Below are 25108 nucleotides of genomic sequence, written 5' to 3'. Positions count from 1 at the left end.
ATTAAAACATGAACATCACAACGTCGGCCTGGGTGCCGATCCTGTCTCGTACGCTGGCGGCACTGGTCGGCGGCTACGTCTTTACCTATGCCTTTACTGCGGCACTGGCGCGCCTGTTGCCGCTGGATAACGTGGACTCGATGGTCGTCGCCAGCCTGCTGTCGTTTGTGATTTACACCTTTGCCATCCTTTGGGCGTTTGCTGCCCGCCAGCAATGGTCGGCCTGGATGGGCGCCGTACTGGCGGTCCCTCTGGGCGCTATCGGTTTCTGGCCACAACTGCTGGAGCGCCTGGGATGAAGCAGACTCTGACCCAATCCATGGCCTGGCTGCACACCTGGGGCGGCCTGGTGGTCGGCTGGTTATTGTTCGTAATCTTCCTGACCGGCAGCCTCGCGGTGTTCGATCAGGAAATCGACAACTGGATGCACCCCGAATTACCCGCCCACCACCTGAGCAATGAGCAGGCGGTGGACACCGCACTGAATTACTTGCGCGCCCACAAGCCCGACGCCAAACAGTGGGGCATCAGCTTGCCCTACGAACGTTCTGCGCAGTTGCAGGCCTCCACGGGCGGGCGCCGGGACGGAGTTTCGGTGACCCTTGATCCGGTGACCGGCGAGGTCTTGCCGGTGCGCGAAACGGTGGGAGGTCGTTTTTTCTTCCTGTTCCACTTCACGTTGCATATGCCGCGCATGCTCGGCATCTACCTGGTGGGCGCTCTGGCGATGGGCATGCTGGCGGCGCTGGTCAGCGGGATCGTGATTCATAAAAAATTCTTCAAGGAGTTCTTCACTTTCCGCCCGGCCAAGGGCCAGCGTTCGTGGCTCGACGCCCACAACGCCAGCGCCGTACTGCTGTTGCCGTTCCACTTGATGATCACCTACAGCGGACTGGCGATTTTCCTGGTGATTTACATGCCTGCGGCCATGGACGCGCTGTTCGATGGCAACCGTGAAGCTTTTTTCAAGGCTCAGGACTCTGCGCCAGCGGCCCTTGAGATCCAGCGCCCACAAGTGGCCGGGCCAGCGCCGCTGGTGGCAATCGGGCCATTGCTGGCCAAGGCCCGTGAGGTAATGGGCCCATTGAGCGGGGTAAACATCAGCAACCCCGGGCAGAGCAATGCCCAGATCCAGATCCGGCCGATTCTGGGTAACCGGATTGCCCTGACCAAGGGCCAGGGCATGCGCTTTGATGGCGTCACCGGTGAGCAACTGTCCGGGCCGACCGAAATGCGTGCGACGGTGCTTACCCATCGGGTGATTTCCGGCCTGCATTTCGCCCAGTTTGGCGGCTACCCGATGCGCTGGCTGTACTTCATTTGCGGGCTCATCAGCAGCGCCATGATCGCCAGCGGGCTGGTGTTGTTCACCGTCAAGCGGCGACGTAAATACGCCAGTGAAAGCCGGGCCGGGCAGGTGTTCTATCGCCTGGTGGAGGCCATCAACGTCACGGTCATGGCCGGTTTGAGCCTGGCCTGCGTCAGCTTGCTGTGGGGTAATCACCTGTTGCCGGTGGGGCTCAAGGAGCGGGCAGATGCAGAGCTGAACGTGTTCTTCGGGGTATGGGCCTTGAGTCTGGTGCATGCCTTGCTCAGACCGCGCATGCAGGCCTGGCGCGAGCAGTTGGGGCTGGCCGGGTTGATGTGCCTGGGCTTGCCGTTATTGAGTGTCTTGACGGTAGACCGGCCATGGGCATTGCCCAGCCGCATGGGGGTCGAACTTACGGCCATGGCGCTGGGGGCGATGCTGTTGTGGGCGTGCTGGAAAGTTTCGCAACCGGTGGTGGAGCGGGTGCCGCGTAAAAAGACTGCAGTCATGGCCGAGGTGAATTGAAATGCTGGCTGATTTTTTTGCTGGATGGGCATTCGCCTACCTGGGCATGCTCGCGCTCTGTCAGGGCCTTGAACGCCACTACAAGCAGCTGTGGCACAAACTGCCCCCGGCTGGATTGCGCCATGGCTTGCGTGGGGCCGGCTGGTTGAGCCTGGGGCTGAGCCTGTACTTTTGCGCGCAAGCCTGGGGCTGGGCCATGGGGCCTGTCGGCTGGTTCGGCATGCTCTCGTTGAGTGGTTTCGGGTTGCTGATGCTGCTGCCATACCGGCCGCGGCTGGCGGTGTGGTTACCCCTGGGATTTGCCCCGGTGTGGGCAGTGATCAGCACCCTGACCTGACCCTGGTAGGAGCGAGCCCCTGTAGGAGCGAGCTTGCCTCGCGAGCTCTTCGTTGGCCGCTCAAAGGCTCGCGAGGCAAGCTCGCTCCTACAGGGTTAGCGGGTCTTGGCTCCGGGCTTGACCCAGCGGTTGGCAATCAGGTCCAGACTGCTGCAAAACACGAAGTACAGCAGCCCCACAAACAGGAAGATTTCTGTGGGATGCACCATCACCCGATTGCTCACCTGAGTGGCGACGAACGACAACTCGCCCACGCCGATTACATACGCCAGCGACGTGTCCTTGATCAGGGTGATCCACTGGTTGAGGAACGAGGGCAGCATCATCGGCAAGGCCTGGGGCAGGATGATCAGGCGCAGGACTTGCCAGGTGCTCAGCCCCAGCGCTTTGCCCGCCGCCCATTGCCCGGGGGGCAGGCTGCTGATGCCGGCATGTACCGAATGCGCCAGATACGCGCCGCCGATCAACGACAGGGCACACACCACGGTGGCCAGGGCCGGCACGTCAACCTTGAACAGGATGGGCAGCAGGAAATAGCTCCAGAAAATCAGCATGACCACCGGGATCGCCCGCAAAAACCCGAGCACACCGAGCAGCAGCCAGCGCACCTTGCCGTCAATCAACACCAGGGCGATACCCAACACCAGCCCCAGCACCGCTGAGATCAGCCCCGACAGCAGGCTCAATAGCAGTGTGAGTGCCGCGCCGCCCAGTGGGCCGTCGGGGTAGGCGCCGAGCAGAAAGTACGACAGATTGTCGCCAATTACCGAAAAGTCCATGGCCTACAACACTCCCTGTTTGTACCACTTGCTGCGGGCCAGCCCTTGGCCGATCACCTCGATCAGCGCAATGCTGGCCACATACAGCAGGGTCGCGAAACCAAAGGCCTGGAACGTCTTGAAGGTTTCAGTCTCGACCTGGCGTGAGGCGTAGGACAGTTCGGCCAGGCCGATGGCCATGGTCAGCGAAGAGTTTTTCAGCGCATTCATGTATTGCCCCAGCAGCGGTCCCAAGGCCGTGCGTACTGCCTGGGGAAACACGATATAGCGCCACACCTGGGCCGGGGTGAAGCCCAGGGCCAGACCGGCCGCCCGCTGTTCGAGCCGCACCGAGCTGACGCCAGCGCGGAACTCTTCTGCAATAAAGGCGGCGGTATAGAGCATCAGGCCCCAGAACCCGGCAATGAATTCAAAGGACGGCCATTCAATGTCAAACAGGCCCAATGCCAGGCTGCGCGGCTGATTGAGCCACATCACCAGCCCCTCGGGGAGCATCGCAGTGACCCCGAAGTACCAGAAAAACAGCTGCACCAGCAGCGGTGTATTGCGAAACAGGGCCAGGTAGGCCCGTGCCGGCCACGACCACAGACGGGACGGCGAGATGCGTGCCAGGCACAGCAGAAAACCCAGCCCGGTGGCCACCAGGCAGGTCAGGAGCGAGAGGATCAGGGTCAGTACAAAACCATCGAACAACCAGTGCAGGTATTTCGGGCCAAGCAGTTCACCAAACATAAACAGGGTCCATCCAGAAACGAACAAAACCCGTCCGGTTGACCGTGACGGGCTTGAAGGTGCTGCGAAGTCTGATCAGCTCTTGTCGCCAATCTTGTACAGACGGGTCAGCGGGGTCTTGGTGGTCGTACCGAACCAGGTGTCATAGATGCCCTGGGCCTTGCCCTGGGCTTCGAGGTCGGTGAGGGTCTGGTTGACCACTTCGGTCAGGCGCTCTTCACCTTTTGGAATACCGACACCGATCAAGTCATTGGATATGGTGAACGGCGGCACTTCGTACTTGTCTTTGTCCGGCACATTGGCCAGCAGCCCGATCAGCTTCGGACCGTCCTGGGTAATGGCCTGCACGTTGCCGTTGCGCAGGGCAGTGAAGGCAAACGGCGTATCGTCATAGGCCACCACTTTGGCGCCGGGGAATTTCTCGCGCAGTACACCTTCGTTGACCGTGCCCTTGTCCACGCCCACGCGCCACTGGTTCAGCTCCTGTGGGGATGTGAGCGTGCCTTTCTTGACGATGAACTGCTGGCCTGAGGCGAAGTAGGGAATGCTGAAGTTCACCTGTTCGGCGCGCTCCGGGGTAATCGTGAAGTTGGCCAGTACCAGGTCGACCTTGTTGGCGACCAGCAGCGGTACGCGGTTGGCCGGGTTGGTTGGCTGCAACTGCAGTTTTACCCCGAGTTTGTCGGCGATGGCCTTGGCGTAGTCCACGTCCAGGCCTTCGATCTGCTTGCTTTTGGCATCGACAAAACCAAATGGCGGGTTGCTGTCAAAGGAAGCTACGCGCAGCACGCCAGACTTTTTGATGTCATCCAGACGATCGGCGTGGGCCAGCCCCGACAAAACAGCCAGGGTCAGAGCGGTGAGGGCAGTGAGTTTTTTCATTTCGTTCTCATCATGAGTTGGAATGCTTATGACGAGAGTCTTGCAGGAAATTTAGAGTTTAAAAAAGAATATAAAACTATTTGGTTATTCTCTTGGGGTATATGTGCCCTTGTAGGAGCGAGCTTGCCTCGCGAGCTTTTTGCGATCCGCAATACAACGCTAAAAGCTCGCGAGGCAAGCTCGCTCCTACAGGGGGTGATGGGTGATGGGTGGTGGGCGGCTCAGCCCACTTTGATCAGGCTTTGTCGGCAGTGCAGCGTCAGTTTCGCACCGCCGCCCTCGCGGTCGCCGACATCGAGGCTGAAACCGTGCAGGTTGACGATGGCCGCGACGATGGACAGACCCAGGCCAAACCCGCCGTGTTTGTCATCGCTGCGGTAAAAACGCTGGAACACCGCCACCCGTTCCGCTTGCGGTATGCCGGGCCCGGTATCCAGCACTTCGATGCGCGGACTGCCTTCATCGTTCACCGCCCGCAGGATCACTTCACCGCCGGGCGGGGTGAATTTGATCGAGTTACTCAACAGATTGGCCAGCGCCTCAAACAGCAACGCCCGGTCGCCCGTCAGCCCGGGCAGGGTTTCGGGCATATCCAGGGTCAGGGTGACCTGGCCTTCCTCCGCCAGGGGCAGGTAAAAGTCGTACACCTCCTGGAGTAAAGGCCGCGGGTCGAGTTGCACAAAGCCCGAACGACGCTGGTGGTCTTCCAGTTCGGAGATGCGCAACAACCCGCGAAAACGCGCCATCAGGGTGTCGGTTTCGCCAATCACTTCATCCATTTGCAAGGCCTGGGCAGAGCCTTCGACGGCTTGCTGCCGGATCCGGTACAGCTGCGCCCGCAAACGGGTGAGCGGGGTGCGCAGGTCGTGGGCGATGTTGTCGCATACCCCTTTGACCTCGTGCATCAGCCGCTCGAGGCGGTCGAGCATGGCGTTGACAATGGCGGCCAGCATGTCCAGCTCATCGCGGCGGTTGGACAGCGGCAAGCGGCAGGTCAGATCGCCGGCGACAATCGCTTCGGCGCTGGCCTGAATCGCCCTGATGCGTTGCAGCGGACGTCGGCGCAACAAGTGCCAGCCGGCAATGCCCGGAATGATGGTCAGCGACAGCCCCCAGAGCAGGGCATGCAAAATGATCCGGGTCACGGCAAACAGCGAACCGTTATCGCGCACCAGTATCAGCCAGCGGCCGTCGCGGGTCTGCGTGGCTACGGCATCACAGCTGTCTTGCGGCAGGTTCGGATCATCGGAGTCGATGCAGGTACTCAGTTCATGGATCCGACCATCCAGTGGCAGACCTTCGGGGATGCTTTGTATCGGACCGCTTAGGGGCTGGTGCTGCGCATTGAACAGTCCATAAGCATCAACTGCACGCATATCGAACGTCATGCTGGTGGCGAGCGCTTCGTCCAGTTGCTCGCCCTGAAAACGGGCAAACAGGTGCTGGCGCTGCATCAACGAGTGTTTGGCCAGGTTGCCCAGGTAATCCGAAACCTCGTAGTAGAGCACCCCCATGAGGATGCAGCTCCAGGCCACGAACAGAAAACTGTACAGCGCCAGCAGACGGCTACTGGAAGAACGCCAGCCCTTAGAGGGGTTCGGCAATGACATAACCCGAGCCTCGAACGGTGCGGATAAGAGGCACCTGGCCCTGGGGGTCGATTTTTTTGCGCAGGCGCCCGATATGGACGTCGATCAGGTTGGTGCCCGGGTCGAAGTGATAACCCCAGACTTCCTCGAAGATCATCATGCGCGAGAGGATTTGCCCGGTGTTGCGCATCAGGAATTCCAGCAGCTTGTATTCGGTGGGCAGCAGGCTCAGTTGTTGCTCGGCGCGGCTGGCTTCGCGGGTGATCAGGTTGAGTTCGAGGTCGGCGACCCGCAGCGAGGTTTCGTGTTTGTCGGCCGGGCTTTTGCGGCGCAGCAAGACTTCAACCCTGGCGGCCATTTCGTCACTGGCAAAGGGTTTGGTGAGGTAGTCATCGCCACCTGCGCGCAGGCCGCGAACCCGCTCGTCGACGTCGGAGAGGGCGCTGATCATCAGGATCGGGGTGCTGACGCCAATGGTGCGCAGGGTGGTGACAATCGCCAGCCCGTCGAGCTCGGGCAGCATGCGGTCGAGGGTGATCAGGTCGTAGTCGCCGCTCACGGCGCGCACCAGACCTTCGCGGCCATTGGCTACCCAGTCTACTTCCAGGCCGTGGCTGCTCAACTCAGCCACGATCTCTTTTGCCGTTACGGCATCGTCTTCGATGGTCAAAATCCGGGTCATACCGTCACCTGATGGGCCTTTTGTGCAGTGAGCACATTTTGCCCACAAAAAGCTGAAACGTTTCTGAATATTTCTTCATGTTCGAAAGGTTAGCCCCGCAGGGGCAAGCATGCCCGCGATCTTTTGATCTTGAAAAAGCTCGCGCCTGCAGACCGGGTCATTCCTGCAGGGCCGGCCGCGCGGTTGCCATCTGCGGTATCGGTTTGCGCATCAGCGTCCCCACCAGCAGTGCGCCCAGCAAGGCCAGGATCCCGGCCACCCACAGCACCACCCCGAAGCCGAAAACAAAAGCCCGGGTTGCCAGCGGTTCAATGCGTGTGCGGGCTGCCTCTGGCAGTTGGCTCAGGGCTCCCGGCATGTCTCCCGCCACCACCCTTGTGGCAATAAAGTGGCTCTGTTCAAGCCACGGCCGCGCTTGCTGCATGAGGCTGGCCTGCAGGTTTTGCTCGGTGTGACTGCCAAGCAAGGCACCGAATACACCGATGGCCAGCACGATGGCGCTGAAGCGCATGGTGGTACTCATGCCGGACGCCATGCCCACCCGGTCCCGGGGTACGCAGGCCATGATGTTTTTCTGTGTGTCGCCATTGAGCAAGCCGGCTCCGGCACCGGTCACTGCAGTGGTCAGGGCAAAGCTCAAGTAGCCACCATGGTCCACCGCCCAGGCACTGAGCAGGTTGCCACAGCCAACCAGGGTCAGGCCTGCCGCCATCAGGCTGGCCGGGCTGACGTGCGAGGCCAGGCGGGCACCAATACGCGGGCAGATCAGCATGGCCAGGGCAAACGGCAACATGCCCAGGCCCGACGCGACGGCGCTGAAGCCCAAGCCGTTTTGCAGGTAAAACGGCAGCAGCGTCATCATCACTTGTGCGCAACCGGCGTAGGCAAACATCCCGAGCAGGGCACCGATAAAGCGCGGGTGACGGAACAGTTTCAAGTCAATCATGGGCCGCCGTTGCACCGCCTCGACCCATACGAACAAGCCCAGCAATAACGCTCCGGCACTGAGGCGGGCATAGGTTATCGGGCTGTCCCAGCCAATGCGGTTGGCTTCGATCAGGCCCCAGATCAGGCACAGCAGACTGGCGCTGAAGGCCAGGCTGCCCCAGGGGTCGAGACGGGCTGCCTGGGGATCCCGGGACTCGGCAATGGCATGCCTGACCAGCAGCATCAGCAGCAAGCCCACGGGCAGGTTGAGGTAGAAAATCCAGCGCCAGCCCAGGGATTCGGTGATCAGGCCGCCAAGGGTCGGTGCAGCCGTCATCGCCACGCCCATGCACGCCCCCCAGAACGCCCAGGCCTTGGCACGTTCGACCTCGTCATGAAAGGCGTGGCCAATGGAGGCCAATGCGGAAGTCAGCAACAGAGCCGCGCCGACCCCTTTGACGGCCCGGGCGATCTCCAGCAACAGGCTGTTGGGGGCAGCGCCGCAACCGATGGAGGCAAGGATGAAAATGCTTAAACCCCAGAGCAGGGTTTTCTTGCGGCCAAAGCGGTCGGCAATGCTCCCGGCAGGCAGCAGCAGGGCCGCAAATGCCAACATGTAGGCGCTGACCACCCATTCGATGTCGACAAAGTTGGCCCCAAGGTCGCGGGCGATGCTGGGCAGGGTGACCGCGACGATATTGGTATCGAGCACGATTAACGAACACACCCCGCTGGCAGTCAGCAGGGTCAGGCGTGGGCTGACAGTTTTCATGGCGCAGTTCCTGGATGATGGGTCTCAACATTGCTTTGCAGGTAATTGGTTTGACGGGCAGGTTCCCTTCTCTCTAGTGTGGGGTGGCCACAGACTATCGCGCTGCATGGCAGAGTCTGTTAGCTGCTAACCCTGACTTCATTACCTTTGAGCTAATGCTGGTATGGACATACGTCATTTCCGCTATTTTCTGGCTGTCGCCCGACAGCGCAACTTCACCCGCGCCGCGCAAGTGCTGGGGATTGCGCCGCCTACCTTAAGCCGGCAAATCCAGGACCTCGAGCATGCACTGGGGGTGCGTCTGTTTATTCGCCAGCAACGTCAGGTCAGCCTGACCGAAGCAGGCCAGGCCTTGCTGCCCGAGGCTGACGCCACAGTGCGCCAGTTCGAACTGGCGCAGCGCAATGCCCGGCGGGCAGGGCGCGGTGAAGTGGGGCATATCGAATTGGGCTACGTTGCGTCGGCGGTTTACTCCGGCGTGTTGCAACGCCAGGTGCAGGCTTTTTCCCGGGACTGCAGCGAAGTCAGTCTCAATGTGCAAGAAGCGCCGATGGCCGACCTGCCGCTGAGTGTGGTGGAAGGCCGCTTCGACCTGGGTTACGTGCGTTCACCCATGGCCTTGCCTCCGGAGCTGGAGGCGATTGGCCTGAATGCCGAGGGTTTTGTACTGGCCCTGACGGATGATTCATGGCTCACGCGTCTTAAAGGCATCAGCGCGCAACACCTGCAAAACGAGACCTTTATCCTGCCCGAACAAATCAGCGGCACTTTGCAGGTTGCGGCCCAGGGTGGCTACGCCCCCAGGCTCGGCGCCCAGCCCGGTGGCCTGGTGGCGGTGATTGCTCTGGTGTCGCTGGGGCAAGGGGTGGCGGTGGTGCCGGAGTCGGTGGTCGGGCATATCAGTTTGCCCAATGTGATTTACCGGCCGATCGAGGGCTGCGCGGCAACGTCATGGTTGTCCCTGATTCACCGCCGGTTTGAAAAGTCCCCGGTGGTGGCCCGTTATATCGCCAAAGTGAAACATGATTTTCGTACCTTCACGCCGGCTGCCAACTAACAACCCGGTCTTTCTGAATATCTGCTTGGTATAGGTGCGTTTGCCTGTAGACCCAGTACAATCGCGCACTTTTTACCAGGCATGGATGCTGTTCGGCACCTGCTTACGAGAAAGCCCATGGTTTCTGCTAGTTACTCCCCTTCGCTGGTTTTTATTTCCCTGTGCGTCGCAATACTCGCGTCGTATACCGCCCTGGATCTGGCCGGACGAATCGCCACGGCCCGTGGCCGAACCGTGTATCTGTGGATGAGCGGCGGGGCGCTGGCAATGGGCTTTGGCGTGTGGTCGATGCATTTTATCGGGATGCTCGCCCTGCAGTTGCCGCTGGAGCTGGGTTATGACCTGGGGCTGACGGTGTGGTCGTTGCTGGTGGCCATTCTGTCGTCTGGTTTCGCCTTGTGGCTGGTCAGCCAGCCGCGCTTGCCGGCCCTGCAATTATTGTTCGGCGCATTGGTCATGGGGGCAGGCATCAGCGCCATGCACTACAGCGGTATGGCGGCGTTGCGCATGCAGCCGGGAATCGATTACGACCCGGCGCTGGTGGGACTGTCCCTGGTGATTGCGGTAGGGGCCTCGGCCGCTGCCTTGTCCATAGCGTTCCGCCTGCGCAAGCACACCCCCTATGTGCATCTGGTGCGGGCCGGGGCTTCGATCATCATGGGCGTGGCAATTGTCGGTATGCACTACACCGGCATGGCTGCGGCGAATTTCCCGGTCGGCAGTTTTTGCGGCGCGGCCGTGGACGGTTTGAGTGGCAAGGGCCTGGATAATCTGGTGCTGGTGACCAGCCTGGCGGTGTTGGTCATTGCCTTGTTGACTTCAGTTTTTGACGCCCGGCTGGATGCAAGTACTGCGGCCCTGGCGAACTCCCTGACCCTGGCCAATGAAGAACTGACCCAACTGGCCCTGCATGACACCCTGACCGGCCTGCCCAATCGCACCCTGCTGGCCGACCGGATCAGCCAGGCCATGGCCAAAGTGGCGGAGCAGGGCGGATGCTTCTCGTTGATGTTTATCGATCTGGACGGCTTCAAACCGGTTAACGATGCTTTTGGTCACCACTTGGGTGACCGTTTGCTGCGCGAAGTGGCGTTGCGCTTGCGTGAACAGTTGCGCAGCCAGGACACCCTGGCGCGCATCGGTGGCGATGAATTTGTGTTGCTGGTGCGCTTGAGCGAACCGGACGATGCGCCCCAGGTCGCCGCGCGGCAGGTCAGCCTGCTGTCAAAGGGGTTCCGGGTTGATGAACATGATTTGCAGATCTCCGCGAGTGTCGGCATTGCCCTGTATCCAGGCAACGGGCAGACCGCCGAAGAGCTGCTGATGAACGCCGACGCGGCGATGTACCACGCCAAGGGCGCCGGCAAAAACGGTTACAGCTTCTTCGATGTCTCGATGAACACCAATGCCCGCAAACAACTGCAACTGCTCCAGGACTTGCGCCAGGCGGTGGAGCAAAACCAGTTCCGCTTGCACTACCAGCCCAAGTTTGACGCCACCACCGGCCAGCCGGTGGGGGCCGAAGCCTTGTTGCGCTGGGAGCATCCGCAGCAGGGGCTGTTGCTGCCCGAGCACTTTATCGAACTGGCGGAAAAAACCGGGTTGATCATTCCCATCGGCGAGTGGGTGCTCAATGAAGCCTGCCGCCAGATGCGTATGTGGTTCGATCAGGGGTATAGCCACTGGCGCATTGCAGTCAATCTGTCGGCGTTGCAGTTTTGCTATTCGGGGCTGGTCGACAGTGTGGTTGCGTCGCTGGAGCAGCACGGGTTGCCGGCCAACAGCCTGACCCTGGAAATCACCGAAACCACGGCCATGAGCGATGCGGATGCGAGCATGACCGTGCTGCAAAAGCTCTCGCAGATGGGGGTGGATTTGTCCATCGATGACTTCGGCACCGGCTATTCGAGCCTGATGTATCTCAAGCGCCTGCCGGCCAATGAACTGAAAATCGACCGCGGGTTTGTCCGCGACCTGGAGCATGACAGCGACGATGCCGCGATTGTCTCGGCGATTGTGGCTCTGGGCCAGGCACTGGGGTTGCGGATTGTGGCTGAAGGGGTTGAAACCGACACCCAGCAAAGCTTCCTGACCACTCTGGGCTGTGATGCCCTGCAAGGTTTTCTGCTGGGGCAACCGCTACCGGCCGAGCAATTCATGCTGGATATCCATCGCGCCGAACTGTCGCGTTAAGGCCAATCGCCAGCGTCCTGACAAACCAAAGCTTTCGCGGTTATTCTGCCGGTCACATTTGCACCGTCGAACTGGAGAGCGTTTTTATGGACAAAGTCATCTTGATCACCGGCGGCAGTCGCGGCATTGGCGCTGCAACTGCGATCCTGGCAGCACAGCAGGGCTACCGGATTTGCATCAACTACCTGACGGATGCCGCCGCCGCCCATGAAGTGCTGGCCCGGGTGCATGCGCTGGGGGCAAAGGCGATTGCGGTGCAAGCCGATGTCAGCAATGAAGAAGAGATCATCAGCCTGTTTACCCGGGTTGACGAAGAGCTCGGGCCGATCACCGCGCTGGTCAACAATGCCGGCACCGTGGGCCTCAAGTCCCGGGTCGACGAAATGTCCGAATCGCGTATTTTGCACACCCTGAGAACCAATGTGCTGGGGCCGATCCTGTGTTCCAGGTATGCGGTACTGCGCATGTCTCCGCGTTACGGCGGCCAGGGCGGCAATATCGTCAACGTGTCGTCGGGGGCTGCACGCCTGGGCTCGCCCAATGAGTACGTGGACTATGCCGCTTCAAAAGGCGCACTGGACACCTTTACGCTGGGCTTGTCCAAAGAACTGGCGGGCGAGGGGATCCGGGTCAACGCGGTGCGCCCGGGCCTGATCTTTACCGAGTTCCACGCCTTGAGCGGCGACCCGGGGCGGGTCAGCAAGCTGGAGTCGAGCATCCCGATGGGCCGTGGCGGACGCCCCGAGGAAGTCGCCGAAGCCATTATCTGGCTGCTCAGCGACAAGGCTTCCTACGCCACCGGTACCTTTATCGATTTGTGCGGCGGGCGTTGATCCAGGCCCGTTAGATACCCAACAACAGGCCCGGCCTCTGTGGGCGCCGGGCTTGCCCGCGATGGCATCGCTGGCAAGGCTGGCAGTATTACCTGGATATGCATGTTGCTTTTCCCTGGGATCTATCGATAATGCGACTTATTGCTATTTGAGTCTGGTTATCTATCGTGTCTAGTCCTGTGGATCCCAAAGCCCTGCTGGCGAGTCTTTATCACGACAATCATGCGTGGCTGCGCGGCTGGCTGTCGCGACAGGTGCGCTGCCCGCAGGATGCTGCCGATCTGACTCAGGACACCTTCGTGCGGGCTTTCGATGCGCAGCAACTCGAGCGCATTGAACAGCCCAGAGCCTATCTGAGTACCGTTGCCCGGCGGCTGCTGTGCTCGCTATGGCGTCGACGCAAGCTGGAGCAATCCTATCTGGAGCAGCTTGCAGACCTGCCCCAGAATTATGCCCCCTCAGCCGAAGACATTGCGCTGGTACGCGAGGCGATCGAAGCGATTGATCAGGCGCTGGAAGGCTTGTCGTCGCGGGTGCGGCGGGCGTTTTTGCTCAATCGCCTCGAAGCCATGCCGCAGCAGGCCATCGCCACTCTGCTGGGGGTTTCACTGGCCACCGTTGAGCGCGATTTGCGCCGGGCCTTTTTCCATTGCCTGGCGCAAACCCGGGAGTGCCCATGAGCCAAGTCAGAGTTGATCCAGCCACCCGTGCCGCCGTGGACTGGATGCTGAGGCTTGAGTCCGGGCAGGCCTGCCCTTCGGAACGTCAGGTGTTCAAAGCCTGGCTGGCGGAAAAACCCGAGCATATGGCTGCCTGGCAGCGGGTGGCCGGGGTGTTGAAAAACCCGCTGGCGGATTTGCAGTCTGTTGAACGGCGTAACCCCGGGCAGTTGCATGCCGCGAGCAAGGCGCTGCTGGCCAGTTCAACGGTCCCAGGCAAAAAAGCCCTGCAAGGCGGCCTGTTGCTGTTACTGCTGGGGTTGGGCGCCGCGAGTGTGGTCGACCGGGTCACCCCGCTGAGGGGCTTGATGGCCGATCAACATACCGCCACCGGCGAGCGTAAAACCATACAGCTGGCGGATGGCAGCCGCCTGACACTCAACGCCCGCAGCGCCGTGGATATCCAGTTCAGCGCCGGGCAGCGGCGGGTGCAATTACGCGCAGGCGAGTTGCAGGTCGATGTTGCCGCCGACCCGCTGCGGCCCTTTGTGGTTGCGACCGCCCAAGGCCAGGTCCAGGCCCTGGGCACACGGTTCATGGTGCGCCAGGGGCCGGACGAAAGCCTGGCCAGTGTGCAGCAGCACAGTGTGCAGCTGGATACGCTCAATGGTCTGCAGCGACGCATCAATGCCGGTCAGGCGGTGTCGTTCAGCGCCAGCCAGATTGACCCGCAAACCTCGACCGCACGCAGTCAGGCCGATTGGCTCGAAGGCCGGGTCGAGCTGCATGACGAACCGTTGTCGACTCTGGTAGAGGCGCTGCGGCCTTATCAGGCCGGGGTTCTGCGTATCAGTCCCGAAGCCGCCAGGGTCCGGGTGTTCGGGGTTTTCTCGTTGGACGACACACCGCAGACCTTGAGCACTCTGGCGCAAACCTTGCCGATCAAGGTCACGCGCTATGGGCCCTGGTTGACCCTGATTGATGTGCGCGGGTAAAAATTCCACCGAATGGGAATTATTTACAAATAAGCTGAGGGGAAAACTCTGCTCGTTGGTCAAGGTTACAACTGCCTACCTTGCAACGAGAAAGGATGCCCCATGTCGTACGCCCCGTTGAGACCCTGCCTGCTGGCGCTGACCATTACCCTGAGCATTGCCTGCCCTTTGGGTGCGGTGGCCGGGCCGCTGGCCAATGAACAGAGCGCCCTGCGTGCCTTTGACCTGCCGGCGGCGCCGCTGGGTGTGACACTGAGCCGGATTGCCCGTGACAGCCAACTGACCCTGTCGGTAGCTCCTGCCTTGTTGCAGGGGAAAACCTCGGCCCCGGTACGGGGCATGTTCACCCCGCAGCAGGCCGCCGAGCGTGCCCTGGCAGGCAGCGGTCTGGGTTTGAACGTGACCCAGAGCGGTGCCCTGAGCGTTTACCCGCTGGCGGCAACGGGCACCTTGAATCTTGGAGCAACCACAGTATCGGGGCGTACCGCCGAGGACGCTCGCGGAGCGGTTGACGGTTTTGTTGCCACCCGATCGGCCACGGCCACTAAAACCGATACACCGATTCTGGAGATCCCGCAGACCATCAACGTGGTGACGGCGGATCAGGTGCAGGTCCAGGGCGCCCGCGATCTGACCCAGGCCCTGCGTTACACCCCGGGCCTGAGCACCAATGGCTACACCGACCGCAACACCATCGCCGATGAAATCACCAGCCGCGGCTTTGCCCCGACCCTGCTTTATCTCGATGGCGCTTATTTGCCCTCGGCCGGGAGTCTGGGCGGCGCGCCACAGATCGACCCCTATACCCTGGAGCGCATCGAAGTTCTTAAAGGGCCGTCCTCGGTGCTCTACGGGCAGAATCAGCCCGGAGGCATGATCAATATGGTGTCCAAGCGGCCGAGTACCGAAGCCGCGCACCAGATCAAGGTCGGCACCGGCAGTTTCGATCGCTACAACCTGGCGTTTGACTTCACGGGGCCACTGGACGAGGCCAAAACCCTCAGTTACCGGTTGATCGGGGTCGGCAATACCGGCAGCGAACAGGTGGACCACACCGAGGATTCACGCCAGCTGCTGGCGCCCAGCTTCAGCTGGATGCCTGACGACGACACCGAGCTGACGCTGTATGCGCAAATCCAGCGCGATGACGCCCTGGCCGACTATCAGGCCTTGCCGGCGGTGGGCAGCCTGTATCGCAACTCCCAGGGCAACAGGATTGATCGTGATACGTTTCTGGGCGACTCGAAATGGAACGACTACAAGCGTGATCAATACGTGCTTGGCTATCAGTTTTCCCACGCTTTCAATGAGGCCATGACCTATCGCCAGAGCCTGAGCTATATCGACGTCAACGACCGCTACAAAGGCTTTTACCTCAACCGTTTTGTCACCACCCCCGAGGGCATCAGTGATACCCACGCCAGTCGCACCAAGCTCGACTGGCGCCAGCAAAACAGTTCCTACAGTTTCGACAACCACCTGCAAAGCGACTTCACCACCGGCCCCCTGCAGCACACCCTGCTGGTGGGCCTGGACTACCGGGATTTTACCCGCAAGTATCAGGGCTACAACCTGTCGGGCAGTGAAATCATCGACCTCTACAACCCCACCAACTACCGCACCACGGGGGTGCCGACCCTGACCACCAAGTGGGATAACAGGGTCAAGCAAACCGGCTTCTATGTGCAGGATCAGATCAAGTTCGACAACTTCATCCTGACCATTGGCGGGCGCCATGACTGGGCCAAAGTCGATAACAATGACCTGCTGGCCGATTCCCGGGAGATGCAAAACGACAACAAGTTTACCGGGCGCGTGGGGCTGACCTACGTCACCTCGTTCGGGCTGGCACCCTATATCAGCTACACCGAATCGTTCCTGCCGTCAGTGGGGACCGCAGCTCCGGAGCGTGGGGGCAAGGCGTTCATCCCGCAATTGGGCAAGCAGTATGAAGTGGGGGTCAAGTATCAGCCTGACGACAGCACCTTGCTCACGGCGTCGGTGTTTCAGATCAAGCAGCAGAACGTGCTGACCGGTGACTTGCAGTACCAGGAGTATCAGATTCAGGAAGGTGAAGTCAGCTCGCGGGGGATCGAACTGGAAGGCAAAAGCAGCTTCAACAATATTGACCTGATTGCCTCGTTGTCCTACCTGGATGTGTTCTACAGCAAGTCCAACTATGGCAACCAGGGCAACCGCAGCGAAGCCCAGGCGCCATGGGCGGCGAGTGTGTGGACCGATTACCACTTCACCGGCAACCTGCTGCAGGGGGTGACCCTGGGCGGCGGTGCGCGTTACACCGGGAAGAATTACGGTGACTCGGACAACACCTTCAAAACCCCGTCATTCGTGATCTACGACGCCACCCTCAGCTATGACCTGGCGGCGCTGGACCCGGGGTTCAAAGGGGTGAGTACCAGCCTCAATGTGCAAAACCTGTTCGACCGCGAGTACGTCTCGTCGTGTAATTACAGCTTTGGCTGTTACTACGGCCAGCAACGGACTGCGGCGCTGGAAGTCAAATACGACTGGTGATACCGGAGCTTTACGGGCTTGTTTGGTGGGCAGGATTGATCTGCCCCCCGGTTTTGCGCACCGCTAATCGCAGCCTTTATGGGCTTTCAACGGCGCAGTTTGAGTGCGCTTGCCAGGCTGATGGCCAGCGGTAGGCGCGGTAACAAGGTAGCCTGGTAGGCGTGGTACAGATCGCCCTTGCCGGGCCATATTTTTTCCGAAGGCTGATTGTCAGGCCCCAGTTCGTGGTGCCAGCTACCGTGCTGGCGATCGATCAGGTGCAGGTCGATGTAGTCCCAGAAGCACTGATACCAGACTTCATACTCCTGCTCGCCGGTGCGTTGCAACAAGGCCGCCGCTGCCGCCGAGGCTTCGGCCAGGGTCCAGTGCAGGCGTTCGCGCACCACGGGCCGGTTGTCCCAGTCCAGGGTGTAAACAATGCCGGTGTCACCATCGACATTCCAGCCATGCAGGCTGGCACTGTGGAACAGCTGGCGGGCGTCTTCGAGCAACCAGGCGGGCGCGGGCAGGCCGCGCTGCTTGCGCGCAGCTTCCAGGTGCAGCAGCAGGCGCGCCCATTCAAAGGCGTGACCCGGGGTTTTACCGAAGGGGCGGAATGGGTCGCACGGATGGTCCCGGTTGTACTCCGGCAACGGCTGCCACCGGGCATCGAAGTGTTCGACGGGCAGGTAGGCGGACTGCGCGGCGTGCTGGTGGATCACCCGCTCGCTGATGCGCAGGGCGCGCTCCAGCCACAGGTCCTGGTCGAGCACGTCGGCCAGGGCGAGAAAGGTTTCGGTGCCGTGCATATTGCTGTTGGCCCCGCGATACGCTTCGCAGTCGCTCCAGTCACTAGCGAAGGACTCCAGCAGGGCACCTTCGTCTTCGCACCAGAACCGTGTTTCCAGCACCGCTACCGCTTCATCCAGTAATGCGCTGGCGCCCGGGCGTCCGGCCACCACTGCGGAGCTGGCGGCCAGGGCGACAAATGCATGCAGGTACGCGGCTTTGCGGGTGTTGCCATCCTGCGCGTCGGGGGCGGCGAACCAGCCGCCGTGCACGCCATCGCGCAAGGCCCCGGCCAGTGCCTTCAGGCCGTGGTCGATCAACGGTGCGCAACCCGGCAGGCCCTGGATATGGGCCAGGGCGAAACTGTGAACCATACGGGCGGTGGTTACCGTGTCTGCCGGGGCATCGTCTGCGCGCTGGCCAAAGCGGTCAAGGCCGGCGAAACCGGAGGGAACACGGGCGGCCTTGGCGAAATCCAGCAGGGTCTGGCCCTGGGCGTGCAGCCACTGTTGATGGGGGGCGGAGGTCAGCCAGCTGTCGCTGGTCCGGGTGAGATCGGTCATGGGCCACCTGTGCGGTTCTTGTGATTATCTGGCGCTCGCAGCCTAAGGGATTGGCTGCAAAGTAGAAAGCTGAAACCTTTCATTACGGCAAGGACAAGCCCGCTGCCACAGGCCGTGGCAACGGCCGGTCAAATCTCCGGGATCCAGCGCTGGGACCAGTCGCTGTCGCGCTTGACCACCTCCCGCAGCAGTTCGATAGCCTGTTGCAAGGCGCTACCGTCGCGTTCGCGGGAATACACCAGATAGGTCGGGTAACTGAACTCGGGGGCCTTGGGAACGCGCTCCAGCGCGCCGCTGTCCAGATAACTCTGAACCACCCGGGTGCGAAAGTAGCCGCTGCCGCCGTTTTCCAGAATGTAGTGCAATGCCACCGGCCCCAGGTTGAAGCTGATGGCGGCCCGCGCCCGGTCCGGCAGTGCTGCGTCATGCTGGCGGCGGAAGTCCTCGCCCCAGTCCACATACACATAGGGTTCGGGCATGGCGGGGCGGCGGATCTGAATCAGTTTTTCCTCCAGCAATTGCTCCACCTGCACCCCGGGCCAATACACCGGCTGATAGACCAGTGCCGCGTCCAGCAGGCCCATTTCAACCTGCTCCAACAATTGCTCGCCGTCACGAATCTGCACCCGCAAGGCGTGGGTGTCCAGGTGTTCGCGCAGGGCTTTGGCCCAGCTCAGAATCAGCGGGTTGCACAGGCTGACTTCACCGCCGATGTGCAGCATCTGGTGCAAGCCTTCGGGGCGCGGCAGATCCCGTCGTGCGGCTTCCCAGGTCTGCAGCAGCTGATTGGCGTAGACCACGAAGGCTTCCCCGTCGCAGGTCAGTCTGGCGCCTGCGCGGTTGCGAATGAACAGCGTCACGCCGAGCAGGCTTTCGAGTTTTTGCACCCGGGCCGTGACGGCTGTCTGGGTGACATGAAGTTTCTCGGCGGCACTCGCGAGGCTGCCGCAGCGAACAATTTCGAGAAAGGTCCGGGCCAGGTCGAGGTCCATGATCGCGCCAGTCTGCAAGGGGCCGTCAGTGTAAGGCTAACGGGTCAAAAAACATAAATACCGACCTTATAGTGGCCTGCATCAATGTCTGATTTTTATATTCAGCTAACGTCACCTGCCCTGGCACAGGGTGCCAGTGGTTTGCCGAACTGCAACACACACAAAAAAGGGATACCAGACATGGATGACTTGAACCGCCAGTACGACATTCAACCTTTGATAAAGGCTGACATGTCGATCCTGATCAATGGGCAGGCGGTAAATGCAGCTAAAGGAGAGACCGTGCTCAGCGTGTTGAATGCAGTGGGGGTGCGCCAGTTGTCACCGAATGATCACGGTGAAATGAATGGTGCTTATTGCGGCATGGGGGTGTGCTATTGCTGCCTGGTCAAGATCGATGGCCGGCACAAACGCCGGGCCTGCCAGACCCTGGTGCAGCCGGGGATGAGCGTGGAAACCGGGACCAACCGGGTCACTGCACAAGAGGCTGTGTTATGAGCCCGGATCCGGTGATTGTCGGCGGTGGTCCGGCGGCTATTTCGGCAGCTATCGAGCTGGCGCAGCATGGAGTGCGCAGCACCTTGCTGGAAGAAGCCTCCAGACTGGGTGGCGTGGTTTATCGCGGGCCATTGCGTGAAGGTGTCGAGCTCGACTATCTGGGGGAGCGCTACAAGGATGCACTGCACAAACTGCACGCAGAGTTTGCCGACATTGCCCACTCAGTTGATGTGCGCCTCAACCACCGCGTAGTCGGCGGGCAGGGCGAACACAGCCTGCAAGTGCTGGACCCGGATGAACGTCTGCAGGAAGTCGGCTTCGGCCAGCTGCTGCTGGGCGCCGGGTGCCATGAGCGCAGCGTGCCGTTTCCTGGCTGGACCATTCCCGGGGTGATCATGCTGGGCGGTCTGCAACTGCAGATCAAAAGTGGCGTGGTCAAACCCCGTGGGCCGACGCTGATCGTCGGCACCGGGCCGCTGTTGATGCTGGTGGCGTGCCAGTTGCACGCGGCGGGAGTTGAAGTGGCCGGTGTGTATGAGGCCTGTGAATTTACCCGGATTGCCAAGGAAAGCCTGGCGCTGCTGAACCAGCCCCAGCTGTTTCTCGACGGCTTGAGCATGCTGATGTACCTCAAGCGCCACGGCGTGACCGTGCGTTACGGTTGGGGCGTAGTGCAGGCGCGGGGTGACGGCGAGCTGAGCGAAGTCATAGTGGCGCCGTACTCCGGCACCTGGCAACCGGACCTGAGCAAGGCGCAACCGGTCATGGCCCGTACGCTGGCGGTGGGCTACGGCTTTATCCCCCGTACGCAACTGACTCAGCAAATGGGTCTTGATCACGCCTACAACGTCGACGGCTACCTGGCTGTCAAAGCCGATACCTGGCAGCGCAGCAATCAGCCGCACATCCACCTGGCCGGTGATGTCACCGGCATGCGCGGCGGTGAAGCGGCGATGCTCACCGGACGGATAGCGGCGTTATCGATTTTGCTCCAGCGCGGGGTTCTGAGCGAGAAACAGGCCCGGGCCCAGCGACGGGTTTATCTTTCACGGCTCAATACCATCGTGCGCTTTCGTGGCGCCATCGATCGCTATACCCAACGCGGTACGCGCCAGATCGAATTGCCCCAGGCGGACACAGTGGTTTGCCGCTGCGAGAACGTCACCCGAGCCGACATCGACCTGGCCCTTAGCCAGGGGGTGCAGGACATGGCCAGCCTGAAAATGCGCACGCGGGTCAGCATGGGCGACTGTCAGGGCCGGATGTGCGTCGGCTACTGCAGTGATCGCCTGCGCGAGTCCACCGGCCGCCAGGATGTGGGCTGGTTGCGCCCGCGTTTTCCGCTGGAACCGGTGCCGTTTTCGGCTTTTACCAATGCCTGCAAGGATGCCTGACATGATCAAGACATATGACGTTGTAATCGCCGGTGGTGGCGTTATCGGTGCTTCCTGTGCCTACCACCTGTCCCGTCGCAAAGACCTGAAAGTGGCGATGATCGACTGCAAGCGCCCGGGCAATGCCAGCCGCGCGTCGGCGGGTGGTCTTTGGGCCATCGGCGAGTCTGTCGGGCTTGGCTGCGGAGTGATCTTTTTTCGCATGATGTCTGCCGAGCGCAAGCGTGAAGCCCAGGGTACGGCAGTGATCGTCGACTCCAGCACCCCGCATATCCTGCCGGAGTGTTTCTTTGACTTCGCCCTGCAGTCCAATGCGCTGTACCCGGGCCTGCATCAGGAAATGATCGAAAAGCACGGCATGGACTTCAAGTTCGAGCGTACCGGGCTCAAGTACGTGATTTACGACGATGAAGACCGTCTCTACGCCGAGCATATCGTTGCCAACATCCCGCACCTGAGCGCCGAGGTGCGCTGGCTTGACCAGGCTGCCTTGCGCGAGTCCGAGCCGAGCGTCAGCCATGACGCCCTGGGGGCGCTGGAGTTTCTCTGTGACCACCAGGTGAGCCCGTTCCGGCTGACCGATGCCTACACCGAAGGTGCGCGGCAAAATGGCGTCGACCTGTACTTCAACAGCAACGTCACCGAGGTGCTGCGTCAGGGCAGCAAGGTGGTGGGGGTACGCACTGACAACCAGGGGGCATTTCACTGCAAGACCCTGATCAATGCTGCCGGCGCCTGGGCCGCAGAACTCAGCGTGATGGCCACGGACCTGAGCATCCCCGTGGCGCCGGTCAAGGGCCAGATCGTCTTGACCGAGCGCATGCCCAAGCTGCTTAACGGCTGCCTGACCACCAGCGACTGTTACCTGGCGCAAAAGGACAATGGAGAAATCCTGATTGGCAGTACCACCGAAGACAAGGGGTTCGACGTGAGCACCACCTTCCCGGAGATTACCGGTTTGGTGCAGGGGGCGATGCGTTGCATTCCAGAGCTCAAAGACGTCAACCTCAAGCGCACCTGGGCCGGGTTGCGCCCGGGGTCGCCGGATGAACTGCCGATTTTGGGGCCGATGGCAGGGGTTGAAGGGTACTTGAACGCCTGCGGGCATTTCCGTACCGGCATCCTGACCTCGGCGATCACCGGGGTCATGCTGGATGCGCTGGTGCGTGATCAACCGTTGCCGCTGGATGTCACGCCGTTTCTGGCGGACAGGTTTAACCTGCAACCGGTGGGGTTAAAAAAAGTGATAGGCGCCTGAAGGGCGTCAGGGCTTGTAGTCGCTGACGAAAAACGAGGCTGCGATCCCCGATCTGCCAAGGCTGCGCCGTGGATCGCAGCCTTCGGCAGCGACTGCGGTGATCGCGGGTTGTGCAGGTAACGCCAATATTGCGCTTTGAACTCCTGTAGCCCTGCATGGGTCAGCCGTTATGCCCATTCATAAAGCAGGCGCAGACAACCATGCAGATTTCTCTCGCGCATCAGGTCGCCCTGGTCACCGGGGCCAGTTCCGGGCTGGGGGCTGCCAGCGCCCGGGCCCTGGCGGCTGCCGGTGCCTCGGTGGTCCTCAACTACAACTCCCAGGCAGCTCCCGCCCAGGCACTGGCAGACGAAATCAACGCCGCAGGCGGCAAAGCCATTGCCCTGGGCGCCGATGTATCGAAAGAGGCTGAAGTTGAACGCCTGTTTGCACAAACCCTGGATGCTTTCGGCTATCTCGACATTCTGGTCGCTAATTCAGGGCTGCAGAGAGACGCCGCAATCACCGACATGACCCTGGAACAATGGAACACCGTCATCGGTGTCAACCTCACCGGCCAGTTCCTGTGCGCGCGCTCAGCCCTGAAGATCTTCAACCGTCAGGGCGTTCGTGAAGGCGTGTCCTGTGCAGCAGGCAAAATCATTCATATGAGCTCTGTGCACCAACTGATTCCCTGGGCCGGGCATGTGAACTATGCAGCCTCCAAGGGCGGCGTTGAAATGCTGATGCGCAGCCTCGCGCAGGAAGTCAGCGAGCAAAAGATCCGGGTCAACGGCATAGCCCCCGGGGCCATTCGCACGGCAATCAATCGCGACGTGACCCAAGGCGCGGCCGAGAAGCAACTGCTGAAACTGATCCCCTATGGTCGCGTCGGTGAGCCCGGGGATGTGGCCAGCGCGGTGGTGTGGCTGGCCAGCGATGCCTCGGATTATGTAGTAGGGACTACCTTGTTTATCGATGGCGGCATGAGCCTTTATCCGGAGTTCCGTGACAATGGTTAACATCCAGGACGAATTGCAAAGCTCGATCGAGGCACACGGCATTATTGGCGACATGCGCACCGCGGCATTGGTCAATGACCAGGGCAGTGTGGATTTTTTCTGTTGGCCCGAGTTCGACAGTCCTGCCATCTTCTGCTCACTGCTGGACACCCCCCAGGCAGGGATTTTTCAACTGGCCCCGCAGATAGCCGATGCCCGCCGCGAGCAAATTTACCTCCCCGACACCAACGTTTTGCAGACCCGCTGGCTGGCGCCGCAAGCGGTGGTGGAAATTACCGATTTGCTGCCGGTCAGTGACCACGATGATCAACTGCCGCTACTGATGCGCCGCGTGCGTGTGGTCAGCGGCAGCGCCACCTTTTTGCTGCGTTGCGCGGTTCGCCATGACTACGCCCGCGCGGCCACCAAAGCCCGTGCCGATGGTGAGGATGTGTGCTTCGACGCCGAGGGGCAGCCCGGTCTTCGACTGGCCTCCAGTGTTCCCTTGACGGTTGCGGATCAAGCGGCCTGTAGCACGTTCACCCTGGCGGAGGGTGAAACGGCCGAGTTTGTACTGGGCGCAGTTGACGATGAGCGGGTGAAAGCGGACGCCAGCGACCTGGCGTTACAGCGCACCCTGCAATTCTGGCGGCAGTGGATCGCACAGTCGATCTATCGCGGACGCTGGCGGGAAATGATCAACCGCTCGGCCCTGACCCTCAAGCTGCTGACCTCGCGCAAGGAGGGCGCGATCATTGCGGCCGCCACCTTTGGCTTGCCGGAAACCCCGGGGGGCGAGCGTAACTGGGATTACCGCTATACCTGGATTCGCGATGCGTCCTTCACGGTTTATGCCTTTATGCGCCTGGGCTTTGTCGATGAGGCCAATGGCTTTATGCGCTGGCTGCGTGGCCGGGTAGGGGAGTGCTGCGACCAGCCCCTGAAGCTGAACATCATGTACAGCATTGACGGCCGCAATGATTTGCCCGAGGTAGAGCTGAGCCACTTGTCCGGATACGGCGGCGCCAGGCCGGTGCGGATTGGCAACGGCGCATTTGATCAGGTGCAGCTGGATATTTTTGGTGAGCTGCTGGACGCGGTGTACCTGACCAACAAATACGGCGAGGCCATCAGCCATGAGGGTTGGCAGCATGTGACCCAGATTGTCGATCACGTGTGCGTGACCTGGCAGGAGGAGGATGTGGGGATTTGGGAGATGCGCGGCGAGAAGCATCACTTTTTGCACTCCCGGCTGATGTGCTGGGTGGCGCTGGACCGTGCCATTCGCCTGGCCTCCAAGCGCTCGTTGCCTGCGCCGTTCTCCCGCTGGAACGAGACCCGGCAAGAGATTCACACTGACATCTGGCAGAACTTCTGGAATGCCGAGCGCGGCCATTTTGTCCAGTACAAGGGCGGCACGGCGCTGGATGGTTCGATGTTGTTGATGCCGCTGGTGCGTTTTGTCGCAGCGAAAGATCCGGCCTGGCTGGCGACCCTTGCGGCCATTGAAAAGAGTCTGGTGCGTGATGGCATGGTTTATCGCTATCGCAATGACGACAGTGGCCTGGATGGCCTGCAAGGCACAGAAGGTGCGTTTGCCGCCTGTTCCTTCTGGTACGTGGAATGCCTGGCCAGGGCCGGGCAAGTGGAAAAGGCGCATCTGGAATTTGAACAGTTATTGCGTTACGCCAACCCGCTGGGGCTGTATGCCGAAGAGTTCGACCTTTATGCCAGGCATTTGGGCAATACCCCGCAAGCCTTGACCCATTTGGCGCTGATCAGCGCGGCGAGCTTTCTGGACCGAAAGCTCGACCACCAAAAGCCCCAGTGGCAGCCCTGACCCACCCCT

General features: G+C 61.0%; 22 protein-coding genes. 14 read left to right on the top strand and 8 right to left on the bottom strand.

Annotation, left to right across the window (positions count from 1 at the left end):
* Positions 1-8 precede the first annotated feature (8 nt).
* Genes FEZ21_RS16495 through FEZ21_RS16485 form a run of 3 tightly spaced genes read left to right on the top strand, consistent with a single transcriptional unit; the run spans position 9 to position 2171 of the window.
* Positions 9-299, top strand: a complete 291-nt coding sequence (locus tag FEZ21_RS16495; RefSeq protein ID WP_003446231.1) for a hypothetical protein — start codon at positions 9-11, stop codon at positions 297-299.
* Positions 296-1834: a PepSY domain-containing protein gene (locus FEZ21_RS16490; protein ID WP_003446224.1), complete on the top strand. Its 1539-nt coding sequence runs from the start codon at positions 296-298 to the stop codon at positions 1832-1834. The genes FEZ21_RS16495 and FEZ21_RS16490 overlap by 4 nt, the downstream gene beginning before the upstream one ends.
* A gap of 1 nt (position 1835) precedes the next feature.
* Positions 1836-2171 carry a DUF3325 domain-containing protein gene (locus tag FEZ21_RS16485; protein WP_003446223.1) on the top strand — a complete coding sequence of 112 codons (336 nt, stop codon included), beginning with the start codon at positions 1836-1838 and terminating at the stop codon, positions 2169-2171.
* 95 nt (positions 2172-2266) lie between these two features.
* Here FEZ21_RS16485 and FEZ21_RS16480 read toward each other — a convergent pair whose 3' ends face one another.
* The 6 genes from FEZ21_RS16480 to FEZ21_RS16455 all read right to left on the bottom strand — a co-directional run bounded on the left by FEZ21_RS16480 (position 2267) and on the right by FEZ21_RS16455 (position 8534).
* The gene (locus FEZ21_RS16480; protein WP_003446221.1) at positions 2267-2950 is read right to left on the bottom strand and encodes an amino acid ABC transporter permease; all 684 of its coding nucleotides are present in this window, start codon (positions 2948-2950) and stop codon (positions 2267-2269) included.
* 3 nt (positions 2951-2953) lie between these two features.
* Positions 2954-3682, bottom strand: coding sequence for an amino acid ABC transporter permease (locus tag FEZ21_RS16475; RefSeq protein ID WP_127196433.1), 729 nt, complete (start codon positions 3680-3682; stop codon positions 2954-2956).
* Positions 3683-3757: 75 nt separating this feature from the next.
* Positions 3758-4564, bottom strand: a complete 807-nt coding sequence (locus tag FEZ21_RS16470) for an ABC transporter substrate-binding protein (protein WP_160627854.1) — start codon at positions 4562-4564, stop codon at positions 3758-3760.
* 221 nt (positions 4565-4785) lie between these two features.
* Complete coding sequence (locus tag FEZ21_RS16465; RefSeq protein WP_010656928.1) at positions 4786-6174, bottom strand: HAMP domain-containing sensor histidine kinase; 1389 nt, start codon at positions 6172-6174, stop codon at positions 4786-4788.
* Positions 6152-6835, bottom strand: a complete 684-nt coding sequence (locus FEZ21_RS16460) for a response regulator transcription factor (RefSeq protein WP_003446214.1) — start codon at positions 6833-6835, stop codon at positions 6152-6154. The genes FEZ21_RS16465 and FEZ21_RS16460 overlap by 23 nt, the downstream gene beginning before the upstream one ends.
* Before the next feature lie 157 nt (positions 6836-6992).
* On the bottom strand, positions 6993-8534 hold the full coding sequence (locus FEZ21_RS16455; RefSeq protein ID WP_160627853.1) for an MFS transporter: 1542 nt from the start codon (positions 8532-8534) through the stop codon (positions 6993-6995).
* A gap of 163 nt (positions 8535-8697) precedes the next feature.
* Between FEZ21_RS16455 and FEZ21_RS16450 the strand changes: the two genes are divergently transcribed.
* The 6 genes from FEZ21_RS16450 to FEZ21_RS16425 all read left to right on the top strand — a co-directional run bounded on the left by FEZ21_RS16450 (position 8698) and on the right by FEZ21_RS16425 (position 16806).
* Positions 8698-9591 (top strand): LysR family transcriptional regulator, encoded by an 894-nt coding sequence (locus FEZ21_RS16450; RefSeq protein ID WP_003446211.1) that lies wholly within the window; start codon positions 8698-8700, stop codon positions 9589-9591.
* A gap of 117 nt (positions 9592-9708) precedes the next feature.
* The gene (locus tag FEZ21_RS16445; RefSeq protein WP_160627851.1) at positions 9709-11784 is read left to right on the top strand and encodes a bifunctional diguanylate cyclase/phosphodiesterase; all 2076 of its coding nucleotides are present in this window, start codon (positions 9709-9711) and stop codon (positions 11782-11784) included.
* Positions 11785-11870: 86 nt separating this feature from the next.
* A complete protein-coding gene (locus tag FEZ21_RS16440; RefSeq protein WP_003446200.1) occupies positions 11871-12617 on the top strand; it encodes an SDR family oxidoreductase in 747 nt (248 codons plus the stop codon).
* A 167-nt stretch (positions 12618-12784) separates the two neighbouring features.
* A complete protein-coding gene (locus FEZ21_RS16435; RefSeq protein WP_373683735.1) occupies positions 12785-13297 on the top strand; it encodes a sigma-70 family RNA polymerase sigma factor in 513 nt (170 codons plus the stop codon).
* A complete protein-coding gene (locus FEZ21_RS16430; RefSeq protein WP_003446197.1) occupies positions 13294-14271 on the top strand; it encodes a FecR family protein in 978 nt (325 codons plus the stop codon). The genes FEZ21_RS16435 and FEZ21_RS16430 overlap by 4 nt, the downstream gene beginning before the upstream one ends.
* Positions 14272-14373: 102 nt before the next feature.
* Positions 14374-16806, top strand: coding sequence for a TonB-dependent siderophore receptor (locus tag FEZ21_RS16425; RefSeq protein ID WP_160627849.1), 2433 nt, complete (start codon positions 14374-14376; stop codon positions 16804-16806).
* 86 nt (positions 16807-16892) lie between these two features.
* On the opposite strand, the gene FEZ21_RS16420 is transcribed toward FEZ21_RS16425, so the two are convergent.
* Complete coding sequence (locus tag FEZ21_RS16420; protein ID WP_003446193.1) at positions 16893-18137, bottom strand: AGE family epimerase/isomerase; 1245 nt, start codon at positions 18135-18137, stop codon at positions 16893-16895.
* Between the two features lie 128 nt (positions 18138-18265).
* On the bottom strand, positions 18266-19129 hold the full coding sequence (locus FEZ21_RS16415) for a LysR family transcriptional regulator (RefSeq protein ID WP_003446192.1): 864 nt from the start codon (positions 19127-19129) through the stop codon (positions 18266-18268).
* Between the two features lie 180 nt (positions 19130-19309).
* On the opposite strand from FEZ21_RS16415, the gene FEZ21_RS16410 reads away from it, so the two are divergent.
* From FEZ21_RS16410 to FEZ21_RS16390, 5 genes are all read left to right on the top strand, one after another.
* Positions 19310-19627, top strand: coding sequence for a (2Fe-2S)-binding protein (locus tag FEZ21_RS16410; protein ID WP_003446191.1), 318 nt, complete (start codon positions 19310-19312; stop codon positions 19625-19627).
* Positions 19624-21021, top strand: a complete 1398-nt coding sequence (hcnB, locus tag FEZ21_RS16405; protein ID WP_010656925.1) for a cyanide-forming glycine dehydrogenase subunit HcnB — start codon at positions 19624-19626, stop codon at positions 21019-21021. Before FEZ21_RS16410 ends, hcnB begins: the two co-directional genes overlap by 4 nt.
* A gap of 1 nt (position 21022) precedes the next feature.
* Positions 21023-22279, top strand: a complete 1257-nt coding sequence (hcnC, locus tag FEZ21_RS16400) for a cyanide-forming glycine dehydrogenase subunit HcnC (RefSeq protein WP_160627847.1) — start codon at positions 21023-21025, stop codon at positions 22277-22279.
* A 200-nt stretch (positions 22280-22479) separates the two neighbouring features.
* Complete coding sequence (locus FEZ21_RS16395; RefSeq protein ID WP_003446188.1) at positions 22480-23280, top strand: glucose 1-dehydrogenase; 801 nt, start codon at positions 22480-22482, stop codon at positions 23278-23280.
* Positions 23273-25099, top strand: a complete 1827-nt coding sequence (locus FEZ21_RS16390; RefSeq protein WP_160628152.1) for a glycoside hydrolase family 15 protein — start codon at positions 23273-23275, stop codon at positions 25097-25099. Before FEZ21_RS16395 ends, FEZ21_RS16390 begins: the two co-directional genes overlap by 8 nt.
* Positions 25100-25108 lie beyond the last annotated feature (9 nt).

The sequence above is a fragment of the Pseudomonas sp. 9.1(2019) genome (assembly GCF_009910445.1).
In the GTDB taxonomy this organism is placed as follows: domain Bacteria; phylum Pseudomonadota; class Gammaproteobacteria; order Pseudomonadales; family Pseudomonadaceae; genus Aquipseudomonas; species Aquipseudomonas paraversuta.
This window is presented reverse-complemented; position numbering and strand designations above follow the sequence as displayed.